The organism is Nocardia sp. NPDC088792, from assembly GCF_044750615.1.
GTDB lineage: Bacteria > Actinomycetota > Actinomycetes > Mycobacteriales > Mycobacteriaceae > Nocardia.
Window position 1 is genome coordinate 440202 of record NZ_JBIVKC010000006.1, and the last position, 16017, is coordinate 456218.

At 68.0% G+C, this 16017-nt stretch carries 14 protein-coding genes and 1 pseudogene; 8 read left to right on the forward strand and 7 right to left on the reverse strand.

The annotated features are described in order from the left end of the window. Positions 1-197: 197 nt before the first annotated feature. Both ACIP5Y_RS38305 and ACIP5Y_RS38310 read right to left on the reverse strand, forming a co-directional pair. On the reverse strand, positions 198-776 hold the full coding sequence (locus ACIP5Y_RS38305; RefSeq protein ID WP_400357528.1) for a hydrolase: 579 nt from the start codon (positions 774-776) through the stop codon (positions 198-200). A 46-nt stretch (positions 777-822) separates the two neighbouring features. Continuing rightward, positions 823-1275 (reverse strand): MarR family winged helix-turn-helix transcriptional regulator, encoded by a 453-nt coding sequence (locus tag ACIP5Y_RS38310; RefSeq protein ID WP_400357530.1) that lies wholly within the window; start codon positions 1273-1275, stop codon positions 823-825. 71 nt (positions 1276-1346) lie between these two features. Between ACIP5Y_RS38310 and ACIP5Y_RS38315 the strand changes: the two genes are divergently transcribed. The 4 genes and pseudogenes from ACIP5Y_RS38315 to ACIP5Y_RS38330 form a co-directional block, all read left to right on the forward strand. Continuing rightward, on the forward strand, positions 1347-2477 hold the full coding sequence (locus tag ACIP5Y_RS38315) for an AAA family ATPase (RefSeq protein WP_400357532.1): 1131 nt from the start codon (positions 1347-1349) through the stop codon (positions 2475-2477). 33 nt (positions 2478-2510) lie between these two features. Continuing rightward, the gene (locus tag ACIP5Y_RS38320) at positions 2511-3167 is read left to right on the forward strand and encodes a TetR/AcrR family transcriptional regulator (protein ID WP_400357533.1); all 657 of its coding nucleotides are present in this window, start codon (positions 2511-2513) and stop codon (positions 3165-3167) included. Between the two features lie 151 nt (positions 3168-3318). Next, the gene (locus tag ACIP5Y_RS38325) at positions 3319-4371 is read left to right on the forward strand and encodes an esterase/lipase family protein (RefSeq protein WP_400357534.1); all 1053 of its coding nucleotides are present in this window, start codon (positions 3319-3321) and stop codon (positions 4369-4371) included. A 52-nt stretch (positions 4372-4423) separates the two neighbouring features. Beyond that, a pseudogene (locus ACIP5Y_RS38330) lies at positions 4424-5551 on the forward strand (lipase family protein); the annotation flags it as partial. On the opposite strand, the gene ACIP5Y_RS38335 reads toward ACIP5Y_RS38330, so the two are convergent. Continuing rightward, positions 5539-6942, reverse strand: coding sequence for a PucR family transcriptional regulator (locus ACIP5Y_RS38335; RefSeq protein ID WP_400357536.1), 1404 nt, complete (start codon positions 6940-6942; stop codon positions 5539-5541). The pseudogene ACIP5Y_RS38330 and the gene ACIP5Y_RS38335 sit on opposite strands and share 13 nt — an antisense overlap. Before the next feature lie 129 nt (positions 6943-7071). Between ACIP5Y_RS38335 and ACIP5Y_RS38340 the strand changes: the two genes are divergently transcribed. Together ACIP5Y_RS38340 and ACIP5Y_RS38345 are read left to right on the forward strand one after the other, a co-directional pair. After that, positions 7072-7746 (forward strand): SGNH/GDSL hydrolase family protein, encoded by a 675-nt coding sequence (locus ACIP5Y_RS38340; RefSeq protein ID WP_400357537.1) that lies wholly within the window; start codon positions 7072-7074, stop codon positions 7744-7746. A gap of 17 nt (positions 7747-7763) precedes the next feature. Further along, entirely contained in the window at positions 7764-8387 is a 624-nt protein-coding gene (locus ACIP5Y_RS38345; protein WP_400357538.1) for a TetR/AcrR family transcriptional regulator, read from the forward strand. Here the strand turns inward: ACIP5Y_RS38345 and ACIP5Y_RS38350 are convergent. Continuing rightward, positions 8381-9532 carry an epoxide hydrolase family protein gene (locus tag ACIP5Y_RS38350; RefSeq protein WP_400357540.1) on the reverse strand — a complete coding sequence of 384 codons (1152 nt, stop codon included), beginning with the start codon at positions 9530-9532 and terminating at the stop codon, positions 8381-8383. The genes ACIP5Y_RS38345 and ACIP5Y_RS38350 overlap by 7 nt on opposite strands. 101 nt (positions 9533-9633) lie before the next feature. Here ACIP5Y_RS38350 and ACIP5Y_RS38355 point away from each other — a divergent pair, with 101 nt between their 5' ends. Beyond that, complete coding sequence (locus tag ACIP5Y_RS38355) at positions 9634-12483, forward strand: helix-turn-helix transcriptional regulator (RefSeq protein WP_400357541.1); 2850 nt, start codon at positions 9634-9636, stop codon at positions 12481-12483. 9 nt (positions 12484-12492) lie between these two features. Here ACIP5Y_RS38355 and ACIP5Y_RS38360 read toward each other — a convergent pair whose 3' ends face one another. Next, positions 12493-13560 carry a sigma-70 family RNA polymerase sigma factor gene (locus ACIP5Y_RS38360; protein ID WP_400357542.1) on the reverse strand — a complete coding sequence of 356 codons (1068 nt, stop codon included), beginning with the start codon at positions 13558-13560 and terminating at the stop codon, positions 12493-12495. Between the two features lie 11 nt (positions 13561-13571). On the opposite strand from ACIP5Y_RS38360, the gene ACIP5Y_RS38365 reads away from it, so the two are divergent. Next, positions 13572-13973, forward strand: a complete 402-nt coding sequence (locus ACIP5Y_RS38365) for an SgcJ/EcaC family oxidoreductase (protein WP_400357544.1) — start codon at positions 13572-13574, stop codon at positions 13971-13973. Positions 13974-14106: 133 nt separating this feature from the next. Here ACIP5Y_RS38365 and ACIP5Y_RS38370 read toward each other — a convergent pair whose 3' ends face one another. Together ACIP5Y_RS38370 and ACIP5Y_RS38375 are read right to left on the reverse strand one after the other, a co-directional pair. After that, complete coding sequence (locus tag ACIP5Y_RS38370; RefSeq protein WP_397012184.1) at positions 14107-14607, reverse strand: L,D-transpeptidase; 501 nt, start codon at positions 14605-14607, stop codon at positions 14107-14109. A 212-nt stretch (positions 14608-14819) separates the two neighbouring features. Beyond that, positions 14820-15989: an MlaD family protein gene (locus ACIP5Y_RS38375; protein WP_400357546.1), complete on the reverse strand. Its 1170-nt coding sequence runs from the start codon at positions 15987-15989 to the stop codon at positions 14820-14822. Positions 15990-16017 lie beyond the last annotated feature (28 nt).

Consider the following 16017-nt stretch of genomic DNA (forward strand, 5'->3'; position numbering starts at 1 on the left):
GCCACTCCCGGCGCATCCTCGGAAACTCGATCGCCGCCGCGTGGAACCCTTCGTATGGTCTTGGACCGGAGGGGGTTCCACGCGGCGGAACTCTGTGCAGACCATCGGGGAGTCCGAGCCGGCCACCTGGCCGGCGGGCGGCGGCCGGCAGAGCCTGTGGTCGAAGGCCGCCGCTCACGTGTAGCAGAGCTGACGGCTCAGGCGCGGGTGCTCAGTTCGTCCAGAACCTGCTTGGTGGTGGCGGTGAGGCCCAGGCGGGGGAAGATCTTGCCGACCGAGTGGTCGTGGGCGTCGGCGTCGCGATCGGCCATGGCGTCGGTCGCCAGCACCACGTGGTAGCCGTGCTCGTGCGCGGCGCGGGCGGTGGACTCCACGCCGATGCTGGTGGCGATGCCGGTGAGGACGATGCCGGTCACGCCGCGGCGGCGCAGCTGCAGATCCAGGTCGGTGCCGTGGAAGGCGCCCCACTGACGCTTGGTGACCACGATGTCGGAGGGCTGCACCTCGAGCTCGTCGATGAGCTCGTCCCAGCCCTGCGGCGGGGTGCCGCGCATCGGCTGCTCGGTGCGGCCGGGCGGGACATCGGAGCCGTCCGCGGCGAAGGAGACGCGCACCAGCACGACGGGCAGGTCCTGGGCGCGGAAGGCGCGGGCCAGCTCGACATTGCGCGCCACCACGTCCTCGGTGCTGTGCGGGGCGACGGGCATGGCGGCCACGCCGCGCTGCAGGTCGATGACCACCAGGGCGGTGCGGGGATCGAGGAGATTCGAAGTCACGAGGGTGAATCCTTTTCTGCGAGTGGGAGGTCGAAATGACCCGAGGTCAGGGTTCGACCAGCCGGTTGAGTAGTGGAATCGCGGCAAACAGCGAATCCTGTTCGGCGGGAGAGAGTTTCGTGGCGATGGCGGTGGCGAGCCAGCTCTCCTTGGCGCCCCGTGCGACCTCGAGCATCCGTTCCGCCTCGGGACTGAGCGACATCAGCACCTGGCGGTGATCGGTCGGATGCGGCGCCCGTACCACCAGCCCGCGTTCTTCGAGGGCCGCGAGCGTGACCCGCATGGATTGCGGCCGCACCTTCTCGGCGCGGGCGAGGTCGGCCACCGACAATGCGCCGTCGGTGGCCAGCCGGCTCATGACGACGGCCTGCGAGGGCGTGACATCCATCTCGCCACGCGCCGCTCGCAGTTGCCGCAGCAGCCTGCTGACTACCACCCGCAGCTCACCGGCCACGTCGGCCAGTTCCGCCGCGGACCGTTCTTCGCCTTGTCCGCTCACTACCCCATCCTGCGTTAAGTCAGCAAAACTTGCAAGTTAGCCTGTCAATCTCGATTGGCTAGGGTGGGGGAATGTTGCGGGTGCTGGCGGTACAGAACTATCGATCGCTGCAGCGTGTGGTGCTGCCGCTGGGCCGTCTCACCATCGTGACCGGGGCGAATGGCAGCGGCAAGTCGAGCCTGTACCGGGTCCTGCGGCTGCTGCGGGACTTCTCGCGCAACGGTGCCGTGGCGGCGCTGGCGAAGGAGGGTGGTCTGGATTCGACGCTCTGGGCGGGTGCGGGCCGGACCCCCAAGGGTGAGCGCCTCGCGCTGCGCGTGGGATTCGCGGGCGACGACTTCGGGTACGCGGCCGACCTGGGCATTCCACCGCCGGCCGGTCCCAATTCGCTGTTCGGCCGGGATCCGGAGATCAAGGCCGAAGCCGTCTGGGCCGGACCGGTGCTGCGGGCCTCCACGGCCCTGGCGGACCGGCGCGGGGCCGTCGTCCGGTTACGCGGGGAGAGCAATGGCTGGGGAATGGTCCCGCATCCGATGAAACCCTTCGACAGCATGCTTTCGGAGATTTCGGATCCGCAGCGCGCGCCCGATCTCCTGGTTTTGCGTGACCGTATTCGCGGCTGGCGTTTCTACGACCACCTGCGCACCGATTCCGACGCCCCTGCCCGTGCGCCCCGGATCGGTACCCGGACAATGGCGCTGGCCCATGACGGCGCGGATGTCGCGGCGGCCCTGCAGACCATTCTGGAAATCGGCGATACCGAAGCCTTGAACGAGGCGGTAGACCAAGCTTTTCCGGGCAGTCATATCGAAATCGTCAATCACGAGGGCCGATTCGAGTTGTTACTGCACCAGCCGGGATTGCTGCGCCCGCTGGGTACCGCGGAATTATCCGACGGCACCCTGCGGTATCTGCTGCTGACCGCCGCGCTGCTGTCGCCCCGCCCGCCGGAACTGCTGGTCCTCAACGAACCCGAGACCAGCCTGCACCCGGAATTGCTCAGTCCGCTGGGCCGGCTCATCGCCGCGGTTTCGGAACGGACACAGGTTGTGGTGGTCACCCACGCCGAGGAACTGGTCGGTGTGATGGAGGAGTACGCCACCGATCCCTACCTGATCGAGCTGGTCAAGGAGCTGGGCGCGACCGGGGTCGCGGGGCTGCGCTCGCTCGAGGAACCCGCCTGGCATTGGCCCGACCGTTAGTGCGGTGCGCCGGAAAAACATATTGTGTGAATCGTGAGTGTGGAATCTGTCGACGAGTCCGGCCCGCTGCCCCGTGGGCGGCACGGACTGACTCGTGAACAGGTGGTGACATCGCAGTATCGACGCCTGTGCACCGCCGTGCTGGAAGCGGTAGGGGAACAGGGGTATGCGGCCACCACGGTGTCCGATATCGTGACGCGCGCGCAAGTGGCGCGGCGCACGTTTTATGCCGTCTTCGGCACCAAGGACGAATGTTTCGCCGCCGCCTATGATCTCGCCGTCGGCGCGGCGCTGGATCAGCTGAAGGAGACCGTCACCGGGCTGCAGGGGGTGAGTTTCGCCGAGCGCGTGCGCATTTCCTTCGAAATATATTTGGGCGTGCTCTCCACCCAGCCCGGAGCGGCGCGCGCCCTCTATGTCGAAACCCTCGCGGCGGGGCCTGGATTGGTGGCCCACCGCGCCCGCGTGCACGAACGCTTCGCCGACTACATCATGGCCGTCGCCCGCGTCGGTGTCCGGGACGGTGAACTGCCCGGCGAACCCGACCGGGAGCTGATCGATATGCTGCTCGGCGGCATCGACGATCGCGTCCGCAACTGCCTGCATCAGCGGGGCGCGGCGGCCCTGCCGCAACTGGTCCCGCTGTTCACCCGCACCGCCATCGCCATGACACAGATCCCCGCCGCCTGACGGCTGTCCCAAAGCACAACACGCCGCACCGGTGCGTCGGTAACCACTGTCACCTGACACACCTCCGGTGACACGGGCCACACTATCGCCTTACGGTCGCAATCGAATTCGACGACGACTGTCGATTCACGCGATGCAGTAGGAGAGTTCCATGAGGCCGACCATCCGGGCGCTGGGCAGTGCCGTCTTCGCGAGTGCGACAGCGGCGGCGGTGGCATTCTCGAGTGGTGTGGCGAACGCGGATCCGGCCGGCACCGGCAGCAGCTCGGGCTCGGGCGCCGCGAGCTTCGCCAGCGACACCGTCGGCGCGGGCCCCGAGATGACCTCGTTCCTGGGCGCATTCGCCTACGGCCTCGCGCATCCCGATGCGGCGCCGCCCGGCGCCAATGACTGGAATTGCACGCCCGGCCCGGAGCATCCGCGGCCCGTCGTCCTCGTGCACGGCACCTGGCTCAATACCTACGACAGTTTCGCCTACCTGTCCCCGCGGATCGCCCGCGCCGGATTCTGTGTCTTCGCCTTCAATTTCGGCCGCGAGAACATGCTCGGCGGCGGGGGACTGGGCAGCATCCTGCCGGGCCGCTACGGCGTCGGCCCGATGGAGGATTCCGCGAAGCAGCTCGCGCAATTCGTCGACCGCGTATTGGCGGCCACGGGCGCGCGGTCGGTGGATATCGTCGGCCATTCCCAGGGCGGGCCGGTCACGAACCAGTACCTGAAATTCGAGGGCGGTCAGGGGAAGGTCACCAAGGTCATCACCTTCGGCGCGACCAACCACGGCACCACCCTGCTCGGCATCGCGTCGCTGGGCCGGCTCATCGAGAACCTGGGCCTCGACATCATGGGCCTGAACGAACCGTTCATCGGGCAGGCCAATGTGGAGCAGGCCGTCGGATCGCCGTTCTACGCCAAGCTGAACGCCGGCGGCGACACCGTGCCCGGCGTCGACTACACCGCGGTCGGCACCGTGCACGACGAGATCTCCAACCCCTACGACTGGACCTTCCTGACCCCCGGTCCCGGCGCCACGGTCGACAACATCACCCTCCAACAGGATTGCGACCAGGACCTTTCCGACCACCTGACCATCATGTACTCGCCGCGGGCGGCCTCCATCGCCCTGCACGCCCTGGATCCGGCCGCGCATCCGGATCTGCAATGCGGCTTCAATCCCTGGGTCATCGGCGGCAGCGGTCACCTGTGATCGCCGCGCCTCCCCTGTTCGAACCGTTGAGCACTGCCCGGAAAGGATCACGATGACGATCGGCGACTGCGTCGAAACCCTCGGTCTACCAGTGGATTCCGAGTCACCGAGCAGGAGGCCGCTGCTGCCGCACGACGACTCGTTCTATCACTCGCCGATCGCACTCGAAGACGTGGAGCCGGGCGCCGTCCTGCGTGCCCGCAGCGTGCGGCTGGGCCTGTTCGGCGTGATCCCGCAGCAGGTCCGCGCCTGGCAGCTGCTGTATCGCTCGACCGATCTGAACGGCCTGCCGGAAGCCGCGGTGACCACCGTCCTGCTGCCCTGGGACGCCGACCCCGCCGAACCGCGCCCGCTGGTGTCGTTCCAGTGCGCCATCGACGCCGTGGCCCCGAAGTGCTTCCCCTCCTACGCATTACGGCACCGCGCCCGGGCGCTGGGCGCCATTCCGCAGCTCGAATTCCCGCTCATCGCCGCCGCGCTGCGACAGGGCTGGGCGGTCTCGGTGCCCGATCACGAAGGGCTGCACGGCCATTTCGGCGCGGCCCGCGAACCCGGCTATCGCGCCCTCGACGGTCTCCGCGCCGCCTTGCGCTTCGAACCGCTGGGCCTGCACCCGCACACGCGGATCGGATTGTGGGGTTACTCCGGCGGCGGGCTGGCCACCGCCTGGGCCGCCGAACTCGCCGCGAGCTATGCGCCGGAACTCGATATCGTCGGCGCGGTGGCGGGTTCACCGGTGGGTGATCCGGCGGCGGCGTTCGTGCGGCTCAACGGTTCTCCGTACGCGGGGTTCGCCATGGTCTTCACGGCTGGGCTGCGCCGTGCGTACCCGCGCCTGGACCAGCAGTTGCGGACCCAGTTGTCCGCCGAATACATGGCGCTACTGCTGCGCGCCGAGACCACCGCGACCCTGCCGCTGCTGGCTCGCTTCGCCGGCCGGAATGCCAACCGCCACATCAAGGGCGGCGTCGGCGCCATGCTCACGCGCCCGGAAATGCGGACGGTGCTCGCCGATATCGAGCCCGGGGCGCATACGCCCGCCATGCCGCTGTTCATCCTGCAGGGCGTGCACGATGAGGTGATCGCGGTGGCCGATGTGGATGCGCACGTCGAGCGCTACCTCGCGCGGGGCACGCATGTGCGCTATGTCCGGGACCGGCTCAGCACTCATCTTCCGCTGCAGTTCATCGGCATCCCCGCCATGGTCGGCTGGCTCGCCGACAGATTCGCCGACCGCCCGCTTCCGGCGGCCGGCGTCGAAACGGTGTGGTCGGTGGGATGGTCGCGCAGGGCGCTGGCCGAGCACGCGTCCTTCACCGCACTGCTGGGATCCATGCTGTCCGGCCGCCCGATCCGGGTCCGTTCCGCGCGGCGGTAGCTGCGGGCCACCAGCGCCGAACGCAGATACCACAGTCCGGACGGCTGCGCCGGATCGAATCCGGTGAGCTGTCCGATCCGCTTGAGCCGGTTGTCCACGGTATTGGTGTGCACTCCCAGCAGCCGTGCCGTGTGCCGCCTGCTCAGGTCGTTGCCGATATGGCGGCGCAGCGTTTCCAGCAGTTCCGGATGCTCCTCCAGTGGATCGAGCAGTGTTCCGAGGTATTCGCGGCCCGGTCCCGGCCGGGTGAGCTGGTACTCCATGGCCAGATCGTCGAATCGGTAGAGGCCGGGCTCGCACCGCAGGCGCTGCACCATGTCCAGCAGTTCGTGCGCCTGCTCGGCGGCCTCGGGAATCCGCGGGGTCTCGGCGTGGATGTAGGTGGCGGTGATGAATACCTGTGCGGCCGTGGACAAGCCGTCGATCAGGTCGTCGAAGTCGGCCACCACGGGCGCGCTCGCGGGTAGCAGCACCGTGCCGCCGTCCGCGCCGAGCAGCGACAGCGCCGCGCCACCGCAGCGTGCGGCCAGCTCGGATTGAATGCGCCGCAGCTTGCGCCGGGCGACCACCTCACCGTCAACGCTCGGATCGGCTTCGCCCGGATGCGGCGGAATGCTCAGCGCCAGAATGTAATACGACTCGTCGATGGAAACCCCGCTGGCGCGGGCCATGGTGGTGGCCGAATGTCCGGACAGCAGAGCGGAAGTCACCGTGTGCACCGCCGTGTGGTGTTCGGCCACCACGGCCCGGTGCTCGTGCACGTAGGCGACCGCGAAGGCCGAGTCCACCATGGACAGCACTTCGAACAGGCGGCGCGCGGTCACGGCCAGCCGGGCGTAGTCCTCCGGACCGGTCGCGTCCACGATGAGATCGAAACCGAGGGCGAAGCCATCGTGCACGGCGCGGTGAATGGTGCCGATGGGAATGCCCTCGCGCGCCCAATCCGCGCCCGCGCGCTGCAGCCGTTCGATTTTCGCGGTCACATCCCGGCCTTCCAGGACGCCGTGCGCGAGTTCGAGGCAGGTGCGGGTGACCGCGGTGACCTCCCCGCGCAGCGCGTCGCCGGGCAGTGTCCCGCAGCGCGCCACATGCTCGGCGAAGTGTGCGACGAGGGCGCGGGACAGGGTCCGGACATCGTGCAGCGGAAGGGAAATCGGGGCCGCGGACGGCCCGGATGACGTTGCTCTGATCATTGCGACTCCACTACAGCTCTCTAGGAACGCCGTAGTTCCTACTGGCCTGTAACTGTAGTGCCGGTCACGTTGCGCTGCAACGAGCTCCGATGCCTTGTCCATGAATGCATACGGCCGTATGCTTTGTTTGTGACCGCCATAGCGCAACCCCTGACCGAGTACTCCGACCCGTACTGCCTGCGTGAGCCCGCCGCCGCGGCCCTGCTGTACGACGCGCCCTGGCGGCGCTTCGCCGCGATCGGCGACAGCCTGTCCCTGGGCGTGAGCGATCCCAGCCCCGGGTACGCGAACCTCGGCTGGGCCGACCGGGTTTCACGCATCCTGCGGCTGGTGCACCCGGATCTGGCCTACTTGAACACCGGCCGGGTGGGCGCGACCACCGCGCAGGCGCTGACCGAGCAGTCGCGCGCGATGCTCGACTTCGGACCCGATCTGCTCTATGTGCCCAGCGGGGCAAACGATCTCGTGCGGCGCGAGCCGGATTTCGAAGTGATCGAACACGACCTGACCCGCATGTACGAGCTCGCGGTGCGGGTCGGCGCGCAGCCGCTGGCCTTCACCCTGGGCCGGGCGTACGTGGTGCCCGTCTTCCCGGATTGGCGTGACCGCGTCCGCCGCGTCAATGACATCACCCGGACCCTGGCCGCGAAGTACGGCGCCGTGCTCGCGGACGTCTGGGACCATCCGCTCAATGATCGCGAGAACCTGTTGAGCGCGGACGGAATTCACTTCTCCACCTCGGGTCAAGCGGTACTGGCCGCCGAGATCGTCAAGCAATTGGCGTATCGGCTGGGCTCGGCGTAGAGAGTACGATCGGCCGTATGGACAGTGCCGCGGTCGAGATCACCGACAAGCGCCTGCTACGCGGCTCGCGGACCCGGCAGGCGGTGCTCACCAAGGCCGTCGACATCGCCTCCTTGGACAGCCTGGAAGGCTTGAGCTTCGGCCGCCTCGCCACCGAGACCGGACTCAGCAAGGCCGGCATCCAGACCCTGTTCCGCACCAAGGAAACCCTGCAACTGGCCACCATCGACCACGCGCGCACCGTCTTCATCGACTCGGTGACCGGGCCCGCCCGCGCGGAACCCCGTGGCGTGCAACGCTTGCGGGCCTTCATCGACCGCTGGATCGACTATGTCGAGCAGCCGGTCTTCACGGGCGGTTGCTTCCAGGTGGCGAACCTCGCCGAATTCGACAGCCGCCCCGGACCGGTACGCGACGCGTTGTTCCGCAATCAGCAGGAATGGGTGGACCTGCTGGCCCGGGAACTGCGCCGCGCCATCGAATACGGCGAAATCGCCGAGCTGGACGCCGATCTCGTGGCCTTCCAGATCGACGCGGTCCTGCGCTCGGGCAATACCGCCCTGCGGCTCGGGGACACCGAAGTGGTGCACAAGATCCGCAGGGTGGTGGACGGCCTGCTGGCCCCGCCGCGCGCTCAGTGAGTCAGCGCACCGAAGAACTCGCGAATATCACCGGCCAGTAGGTCGGGCACCTCGAGCGCGGGGAAGTGGCCGCCGGAGTAGAACTCCGACCAGTGCACGATGTTGTGCGCCCGCTCGGCGAAACGCCGGATGGCGAAATCGGCCGTGGGGAACACCGCGACACCCGTCGGGACCGTGCCCTTGGGCTTGGGCGCGAACATGCTCGCATCGTGGAATCGCTCGTAGTAGTAATGGGCGACGCTGCGGGCGGTATCGGTGAGCCAGTAGATGGTGACCGTGGTCAGGATCCGGTCCCGGTCGATAGCCTGCTCCGGCAGCTCGTGCGCGGCGTCGGTCCACTCCTTGTACTTCTCCACGATCCAGCCGAGCTGTCCCACCGGCGAATCCGCGAGCAACTGCGCGAGGGTATCCGGGCGGGAACCGGCCAGCTGCATATAGGCCGACCCGCTGTCCTGGAACTCCTTCATGGCCGCCAGCCGGCGGTGCTCGGACTCGGTGAGCGCGGCCATATCGGCCGGATCGCCGGTCGGGAAGGTGACCAGGGCGTTGGCGTGTACGCCGATGACATGCTCGGCGTGCTCACGCGCCAGGCGCGGGCCGATGAATGCCCCGTGGTCGCCGCCCTGCACGCCGTAGCGGTCGTAGCCGAGGCGGGCCATGAGCGCGGCCAGCGCGCCCGCGACCTTGCCGTCGTGCCAGCCGGTTTCGGTCAACCGGCCGGAGAAGCCGTGGCCCGGCAGGGTCGGGATGACCAGGTGGAAGGCCGGAGTCTGCGCGTCCTCCGGGGCGGTGAGCGGGGCGATCAGGTCGAGGAAGTCGGCCGGGGTGCCGGGCCAGCCGTGGATCAGCAGCAGCGGCGTGGCATCGGCGCGCTCGGAACGGATGTGCAGGAAGTGGATATTCTGCCCGTCGATCTCGGTGGTGAACTGAGGGTACTCGTTGAGGCCCGCTTCGATTGCGCGCCAATCGAACTTCTCGGCCCAGTACGCGGCCAGCTCGCGCAGGTACGAGGTCGGTACGCCGCGCTCCCATCCGGCGCCGGGGACCTCGTCGACCCAGCGGGCGCGGGTCAGGCGGTCGCGGAGATCATCCAGGCCGGCCTGCGGAATGTCGATGCGGAAGGGGTGGATGGCTGTTTCGCTCATGACTTCGATACTTCCGCTGAAGACCCGGTCACCACATCACGAGAATTCGTTATTCAGACGCCGAGGTGCGCTCTTTACGTGCCGCGCGGCATGATTTGCGGGTGGTGAGTTTTCCCGGGAGCAGCGCCCTGGTCGGGCGGGCCGCCGACCTGGCCGTACTGGTGGATGCGGTGGATGCGGTCGATGCTCGGCAGATCCATACCGTGCTGGTGGCAGGGGAAGCGGGGATCGGGAAGTCGCGGCTGGTGGGGGAGTTCACCGGGCGACTGGATCCGAAGACGCCGGTACTGATCGGGCGATGCCCCGAATTCGGTACCGGCGGTGTGGCTTTCGCGCCGTTTCTCGCCGTGCTGCGGGGACTGGTCCGGCAGCTCGGCGTCGAAGGGGTGGCCGCGCTGCTACCGCCGCGGCCCGCACTGTCGAACTGGTTGCCGCAGCTGGCGGTGCACACCGGCGGCGCGGCGGCCGACGCCGACCGGCTCCGCCTGTTCGGCGAGATCCTCACGGTACTGGAACAACTCGCCGCGGCCGGACCGGTGGTGCTGATCCTGGAGGATCTGCACTGGGCCGACGAGGCCAGCCGTGAACTGCTCACCTTCCTCGTCGCCAACCTGACCGCGAGCGATGTGCTGCTGGTCGGCACCTACCGTCCGGGGGATGCCGGGCCGCTACGCGCCCTGGTCGCCGAACTGCGCCGCGACCCCGGTGTACAGGTGCTGGAACTGCAACCGCTCACTCGCCACGAAGTCGGCCGGCAGCTCGCCGCGATCCTGGGCCGCGAGCCGGAATCGACGCTCATCACCAAAGTGCATGAGCGCAGCGGCGGGAACCCGCTGTTCGTGGAGGCCCTCGGTCAAGCGCCGGAGGCCGCGCCGGTGGATCTGACCGATCTGCTGCTGGGCTTCCAGACCGGCCTGTCCGCCGATGCCCGCACGGTATTGCGCGTCGGCTCGGTGATCGGCGCCCCGATTCGCCACGATCTCCTTGCTCAGGCAGTGGACCTTCCGCCCGATGCTCTGCACCCGGCCCTCCGTGAGCTGGTCGACCGCCGACTGCTGCTCACCACCGAAACCGGCTACGAATTCCGCCACGTGCTCATCCGACAGGCCATCCACGACGACCTGCTACCGGCGGAACGCACCCGCCTCCACGCCCACCTGGTGGAAGTCCTGGCAGCACAGTCCGATTCGGTCCCGGCCGAACTGGCCCACCACGCCGCGGCAGCGGGCGACTTCTCATTGGCATTGCGGTCCTACTGGCAAGCAGCGCAGGCGATCCCCACCGCTCATCCCGAACACCTCCGTCTTCTCGACAATGTCCTCGATCTCTGGGATCGTGTCCCCGATCCGGCCGCCGGCATCGCCACCACGAAACTCGCAGTGTTGGAACGGATTGTCGAAGCCGCCATGGCGAGCGGTGCGGTGGAACGCGGAATCACCGCCGCCACGGAGGCCCTCGCTCTGGTCGAGCGCGCGGATCCGGCAAACGGCGCGGTCGAGGCCGAACGGGTGGCGCGGCTGTATCGGCAACGGGGATTTCTGCGGAGCAGCACCGGGGCCGGGCCGGGGGAAGATCTGACTCGCGCATTGCAGTTGCTGCCCGAGGGGGAGGTGAGCCTCGAACGAGGAGAGGCGCTGGTGCAGGCGGCGCAGGTGCGGATATTCAGCGGGGACAGTGCCGAGACCGCGAAGTTGGCGAGTGCTGCGCTCGAAGTGGGAGAGCGGCTGGGCGCCGGCGCCGTTGCCGCTCGGGCCAGTGCGGTGCTGGGGTTGGTTGCGGCTGATCGGATCGATACGGCGCGTGCGCATTTCGCGCGTGCGCACGAGGCCGCCGCGACGACCGGTGATGCACGGGTGCTGCTGGATGTGGTCACCTGGGAGTCGGCCGTGCTGCATGGAGCGGGGCGTTATCGTGAGGCTATCGCGGTGATCCAGCAGGGGTTGCGGGCGGCGCACGAGAGTTTCCGATTCACCGAGGCAGCGCCGATTCTGCTGGTGAAGTGGACGCAGTCGCTTGCCGCGCTGGGCCGTTGGAGCGAGGCGCGGGCGGTCGTGGACGAGACGCAGTTCGACCAACTGCCACCACTCAGCCGGGCCGCGCTGCTGCTGTCCTACGCGAATATCTCGGTGGCGCAGGGGAATCCGGGGGCAGCCGAGCAGAATGCGACGGTGGCCGAACAACTGCTGGGGGACAGTCGATGGGCACAGCAGTACCGGTTGCAGCTGTATGCGCTGCGCTCACTGCTCGCCCTCGACAAGGGGGATGCGCGCGGTGCGGCTGCCGTGCTGGATGAGGTCGACGCTCTCGACGGCATGGCCGCAACGCTTCTCGCGCATCCGCACGAAGCCTGGCCGCTGATGGTGTTCGCGGCGCAGGTGCCCGGCGCGCCGGACGGACTCCTGGCATTGGCCGAATCGCTGACGCAGACTTCGCCGGTGGATGTCGCGCAGCATGCCGTGTTCGCCGCCTACCGGGAAGACTCCGTGGCGCACTGGGAGACCGCCGCGGCGGCGTGGCGGGAGCTGGAACAGCCGTACGACGAGGCCCGATGCCTGCTCGCCGCGGCCGAATCGGCGGTGGCGGTACGGGATCGGAGCACCGCCGCTATCGACCTTCGAGCGGCCGTGGAACTCGCCGTCCGCCTGGGGGCCGAGCCGCTCGCCGCGGCTGCCGCGCAGTTCGGGACCCGCGCCGGGATCCTGAAGGAGGATCCGGCACGTGACGACCCGAAACCGCAGGGGAACAGTGAATTACGCACCTACGGCCTCACCACGCGGGAACGTGAGGTCCTGGGCCTGGTCGCCAAGGGCCTGAGCAATCGGGCTCTCGCGTCCGAGTTGTACATCAGTGTGAACACCGCCGGTGTGCACGTCTCACGCATCCTCACCAAACTCGGTGTCACCAGCCGCACCGAGGCAGCGGCCTTCGCCCGCGACCACGGCCTCGCATAGGCGTGAATATCACTGTGGCAGACGAGGTTCCAGTTCGAAGAGGGTGAAGATCTCGTCGTCGCGGTAGACGGTGTTGCGGCTGATCCGGTCGCCGGTGACGGTGAAGATCTGCAGCGTGTGCAGGGCATAGCCGCCCGCCGGATCGGCGACGTAGGCGGCGAAAGCGGGCTGGCCGTTCGCACCCACGGGCACGACTCGCCAATCCGCGCCGCTGGTTTCGAAGACGCGGGCCATGAAGCCGAGGTAATCGGGCCGGCCCAGGTACCAATTGAGGTAGGGCGGCATCTCCATCACGACGTCGTCGGCGAGGAGCTTCTCCAGGGCGTTGAGATCGGCGGCACGGAAGGCCGTCATATAGCGATCGACGACGCTGCGCTGGTCCGGGCCTTCGGTGACATCGTCCTCGCGGATTCCGCTCTGGCTCAATGTTTTCCGTGCTCGTTGTAAGGCGCTGTTGACCGCCGCCGGTGTCAGGTCCAATGCCTCGGCGATCTGCGCGGCGGGCCAGTCGAGCGCCTCCCGTAGCACCAGTGCCGCCCGCTCTCGCGCCGAAAGCTGTTGCAGGGCGGCGACCAAGGCCAGCCGTAGCCGACCCCGGGTCGCGATCACCTCGGCCGGATCGCCGATCAGCGCATCCGGAATCGGTTGCAGCCATGTCGCTTCGCCGCCGTGGACCAGTGCCTCGCGTGGGTCGTCGTAGGGTTCCCCGCCGAGGCCTGCGGGCAGCGGCCGCCGGTTGCGTTGTTCGAGCGCGTTCAGGCAGGCATTGGTGGCGATGCGGTACAGCCAGGTGCGCATCGATGCGCGCTGTTCGTCGTAGCCGTCGCGGGCCCGCCAGGCGCGCAGCAGGGTTTCCTGCACCAGGTCCTCGGCGTCGTGGACCGAGCCCAGCATGCGATAGCAGTGCGCCAGCAACTCCCGCCGATACGGCGCGGTGCGTACCGCGAAATCGTCGCTCACCACCATGGCAGTGCTCCTCGTTCGGGTCCTGGGAACTTTTGTACGCTCCCGCGATGAATCCGGCAGCCCCCGCCGGTAGGTACTCGTGAGCCCGCCGACAACCGGCGGATCGGACACAGGAGTACACCATGAGCGACACCATCGTGCGCACCCCCGAGGAGACCGCCGTGCTGCACATCATCGACGGCATATACCGCTCCTGGGTGGCCAATGACCCGGACACCTTCGTCGCCGATTACGACCCGGACGCCACCATCGTCGGGCCGGGCACCTTCAGCGTGGGCCGCGAGGCGGCCCGGCTGCGGATGGCCGGGGCCTTCGAAGGCCCACTGCGCGATTCGCGCGTGCTGGACGAGGTGCAGCAGATCCGTTTCCCGCATCCGGACACCGCAATCGTGGTGAGCCGCAGCGCCGTTGTCATGGCGGGCGAGTCCGAGCCACCCGCCGACCGCTGGGTCCTCGCCACCTGGGTGATGGTCCGCCGGGACGGCCGCTGGCTGCTCACCTCGCACCAGAACAGCCCGGCCTGAGTCACGGCGCCGGGAACGAGCAGGGCCCGTTCGGTTCCAGGTGAACGGGCCCGGGCGGCCGCTTCGAAAAGGCCGGGCCCGCCCAGCTTTTGCTGGGCGGGCCCGTTCTCGCTGGCAGCAGAAGTCCTGCTGTTTACGGCACGACCTCGACCACGTCGCCGGGGTTGAGGTAGTTGAAGAACTCGCGCGCGCCGTCCGGGGTCATCCGGATGCAGCCGTGCGACTTCTTGTCCACCGGTCCGATGTGGAAGGCGATGTCCCCGTTGAAGAACACCGCGTACTCCATCGGAGCGTTGTGCATGGTGCTCCAGTGGAACGGCTCCTTGAACGCCACATGGAACACGCCCGGCGGCGTCTCGAAGCCGGGCATGCCGTGCGAGATCGGCGTCGCGCCGAAGATCACCTTGCCGTTGTCCATCAGCCAGGCCTCGTTGGTGCCCAGCTTCAGGCAGGCGCGTGCCTGGTTCGAGCACGGTGCGCTGACGGCGTCCGGCGTGACGGTCTGCACGATCGCGGGCGTGCCGATATCGGGCCCGCCCGGCCACAACGGTTCTGCTTGCGCGGGCGCCGTCGCGAGTCCGGCGGTGGCGACGCCGGCCAGCGCCGCCCACCCGAGGGAACGCTTGCTCATCATCGAGTTCTGACCTCTCCTAGCCTTGGCCCGCCACCCTGGTAATACCGCCTGTCAGGGCGAAGGGACATCTCGTTGGCACAAGCATCGGGACCACTATGGAGGTACCGAAGATCATTCTGGCGGGTGTGCTCGCGGATTCGCGGGATCGGCTCGCGACGGGCGCGCCGACCGTGCGGCCGGGCGTGTCGGATGGGCTGGCTAACTTCCGGAAATCACCGGATGGGCAAGGGCGTGCGCGCATTCGGGTCGGCCCCGGTGGACATCTGCGCGCCATTGTTCGGCACGTCCGGGCGCGGCGCGTTCGCCGAACCGCGGATCTGCTGTCCGGGCGGCGGATTCTCGCAGTAGTGCCAGCGGCCGAAGGTGCCGTCCTGGACCACGTATTGGGCGGTGGGTTTGGTGTCGTACTGGCAGAACGGCCGCGGCCAGATGTCCACGATGGTGTAGAACTCGTTGTCGTGCGCCGGAACTCCCATGGCGGAGGTGCCGACCACCAGCGCCGGGAACAGCGCGCTGATCGCGGGCAGCCGGACCAGTGCGGCCTTGACGATCGCGTCCATGGTGGTGATCAGCTGCTGGATCGGATCCATATTCCGATCGAGAATCCGGTCGAACAGTGCGAGTTGGCCGGGCGTGCGGTCGAGCAGCTGCCGGAGCTCGGAATTGGCGGCGTCGGCCTGCACGATGAGGGTTTGTGAACTGCGGGTCAGCGTGCCGAGATCGGGCTGGGCCATGGACGTGGTGCTCGCGATGGACTCCAGGCTGTGGATGAGGTTCACGGTCTGCGGCAGCAGATGATCCAGGCCCGCGGCGGCAATGCTGAGCCCGTTGATGAGACCGCGCAGCTGATCGGGTCCGCCGCTCAGCGCGGTGTCCAGATTGCTGAGGATGGACTGGAACTTGTTGGGATCGATCTGCGCGATGAGGTCGTTCGAATTGGCCAGCGTGTCCCAGATCTGGGTGGGCGTGGTGATTTTGTCCGGATTGAAGGGGATCACCTGGCCATTGCGCAGATATGGCGGCCGATCGGTATTGGGCCGGAAGTCGATGTACTGCTCACCGGCCGCCGACAGGTTACCGACGTGCACCAGCGTATCGGCGGGAATCCGGTACTGGTCCTCGATCTGGGTGACCGCCTGCACCGCCGATCCGTCGCCGGTGATCTCGATGGATTTGATCGAACCGACCCGGAAACCGCGCCAGGTCACGTCATTGCCCGCCTGCAACCCGCCGGATTGGTCCAGTTGTACGGTCACCGTGTAGGTGCCCGAGAACGGTTTCACGCGTGCCACATCCACGAGCAGATAGGTCGCGCCGATCAATAGCAGAACAATCAGGGTGAGATTCGCGAACAGCGTCTTGTGCTCCCGCAAAATGCTCAAAAGGCCCGCCTTCACCGCCGATCACGGA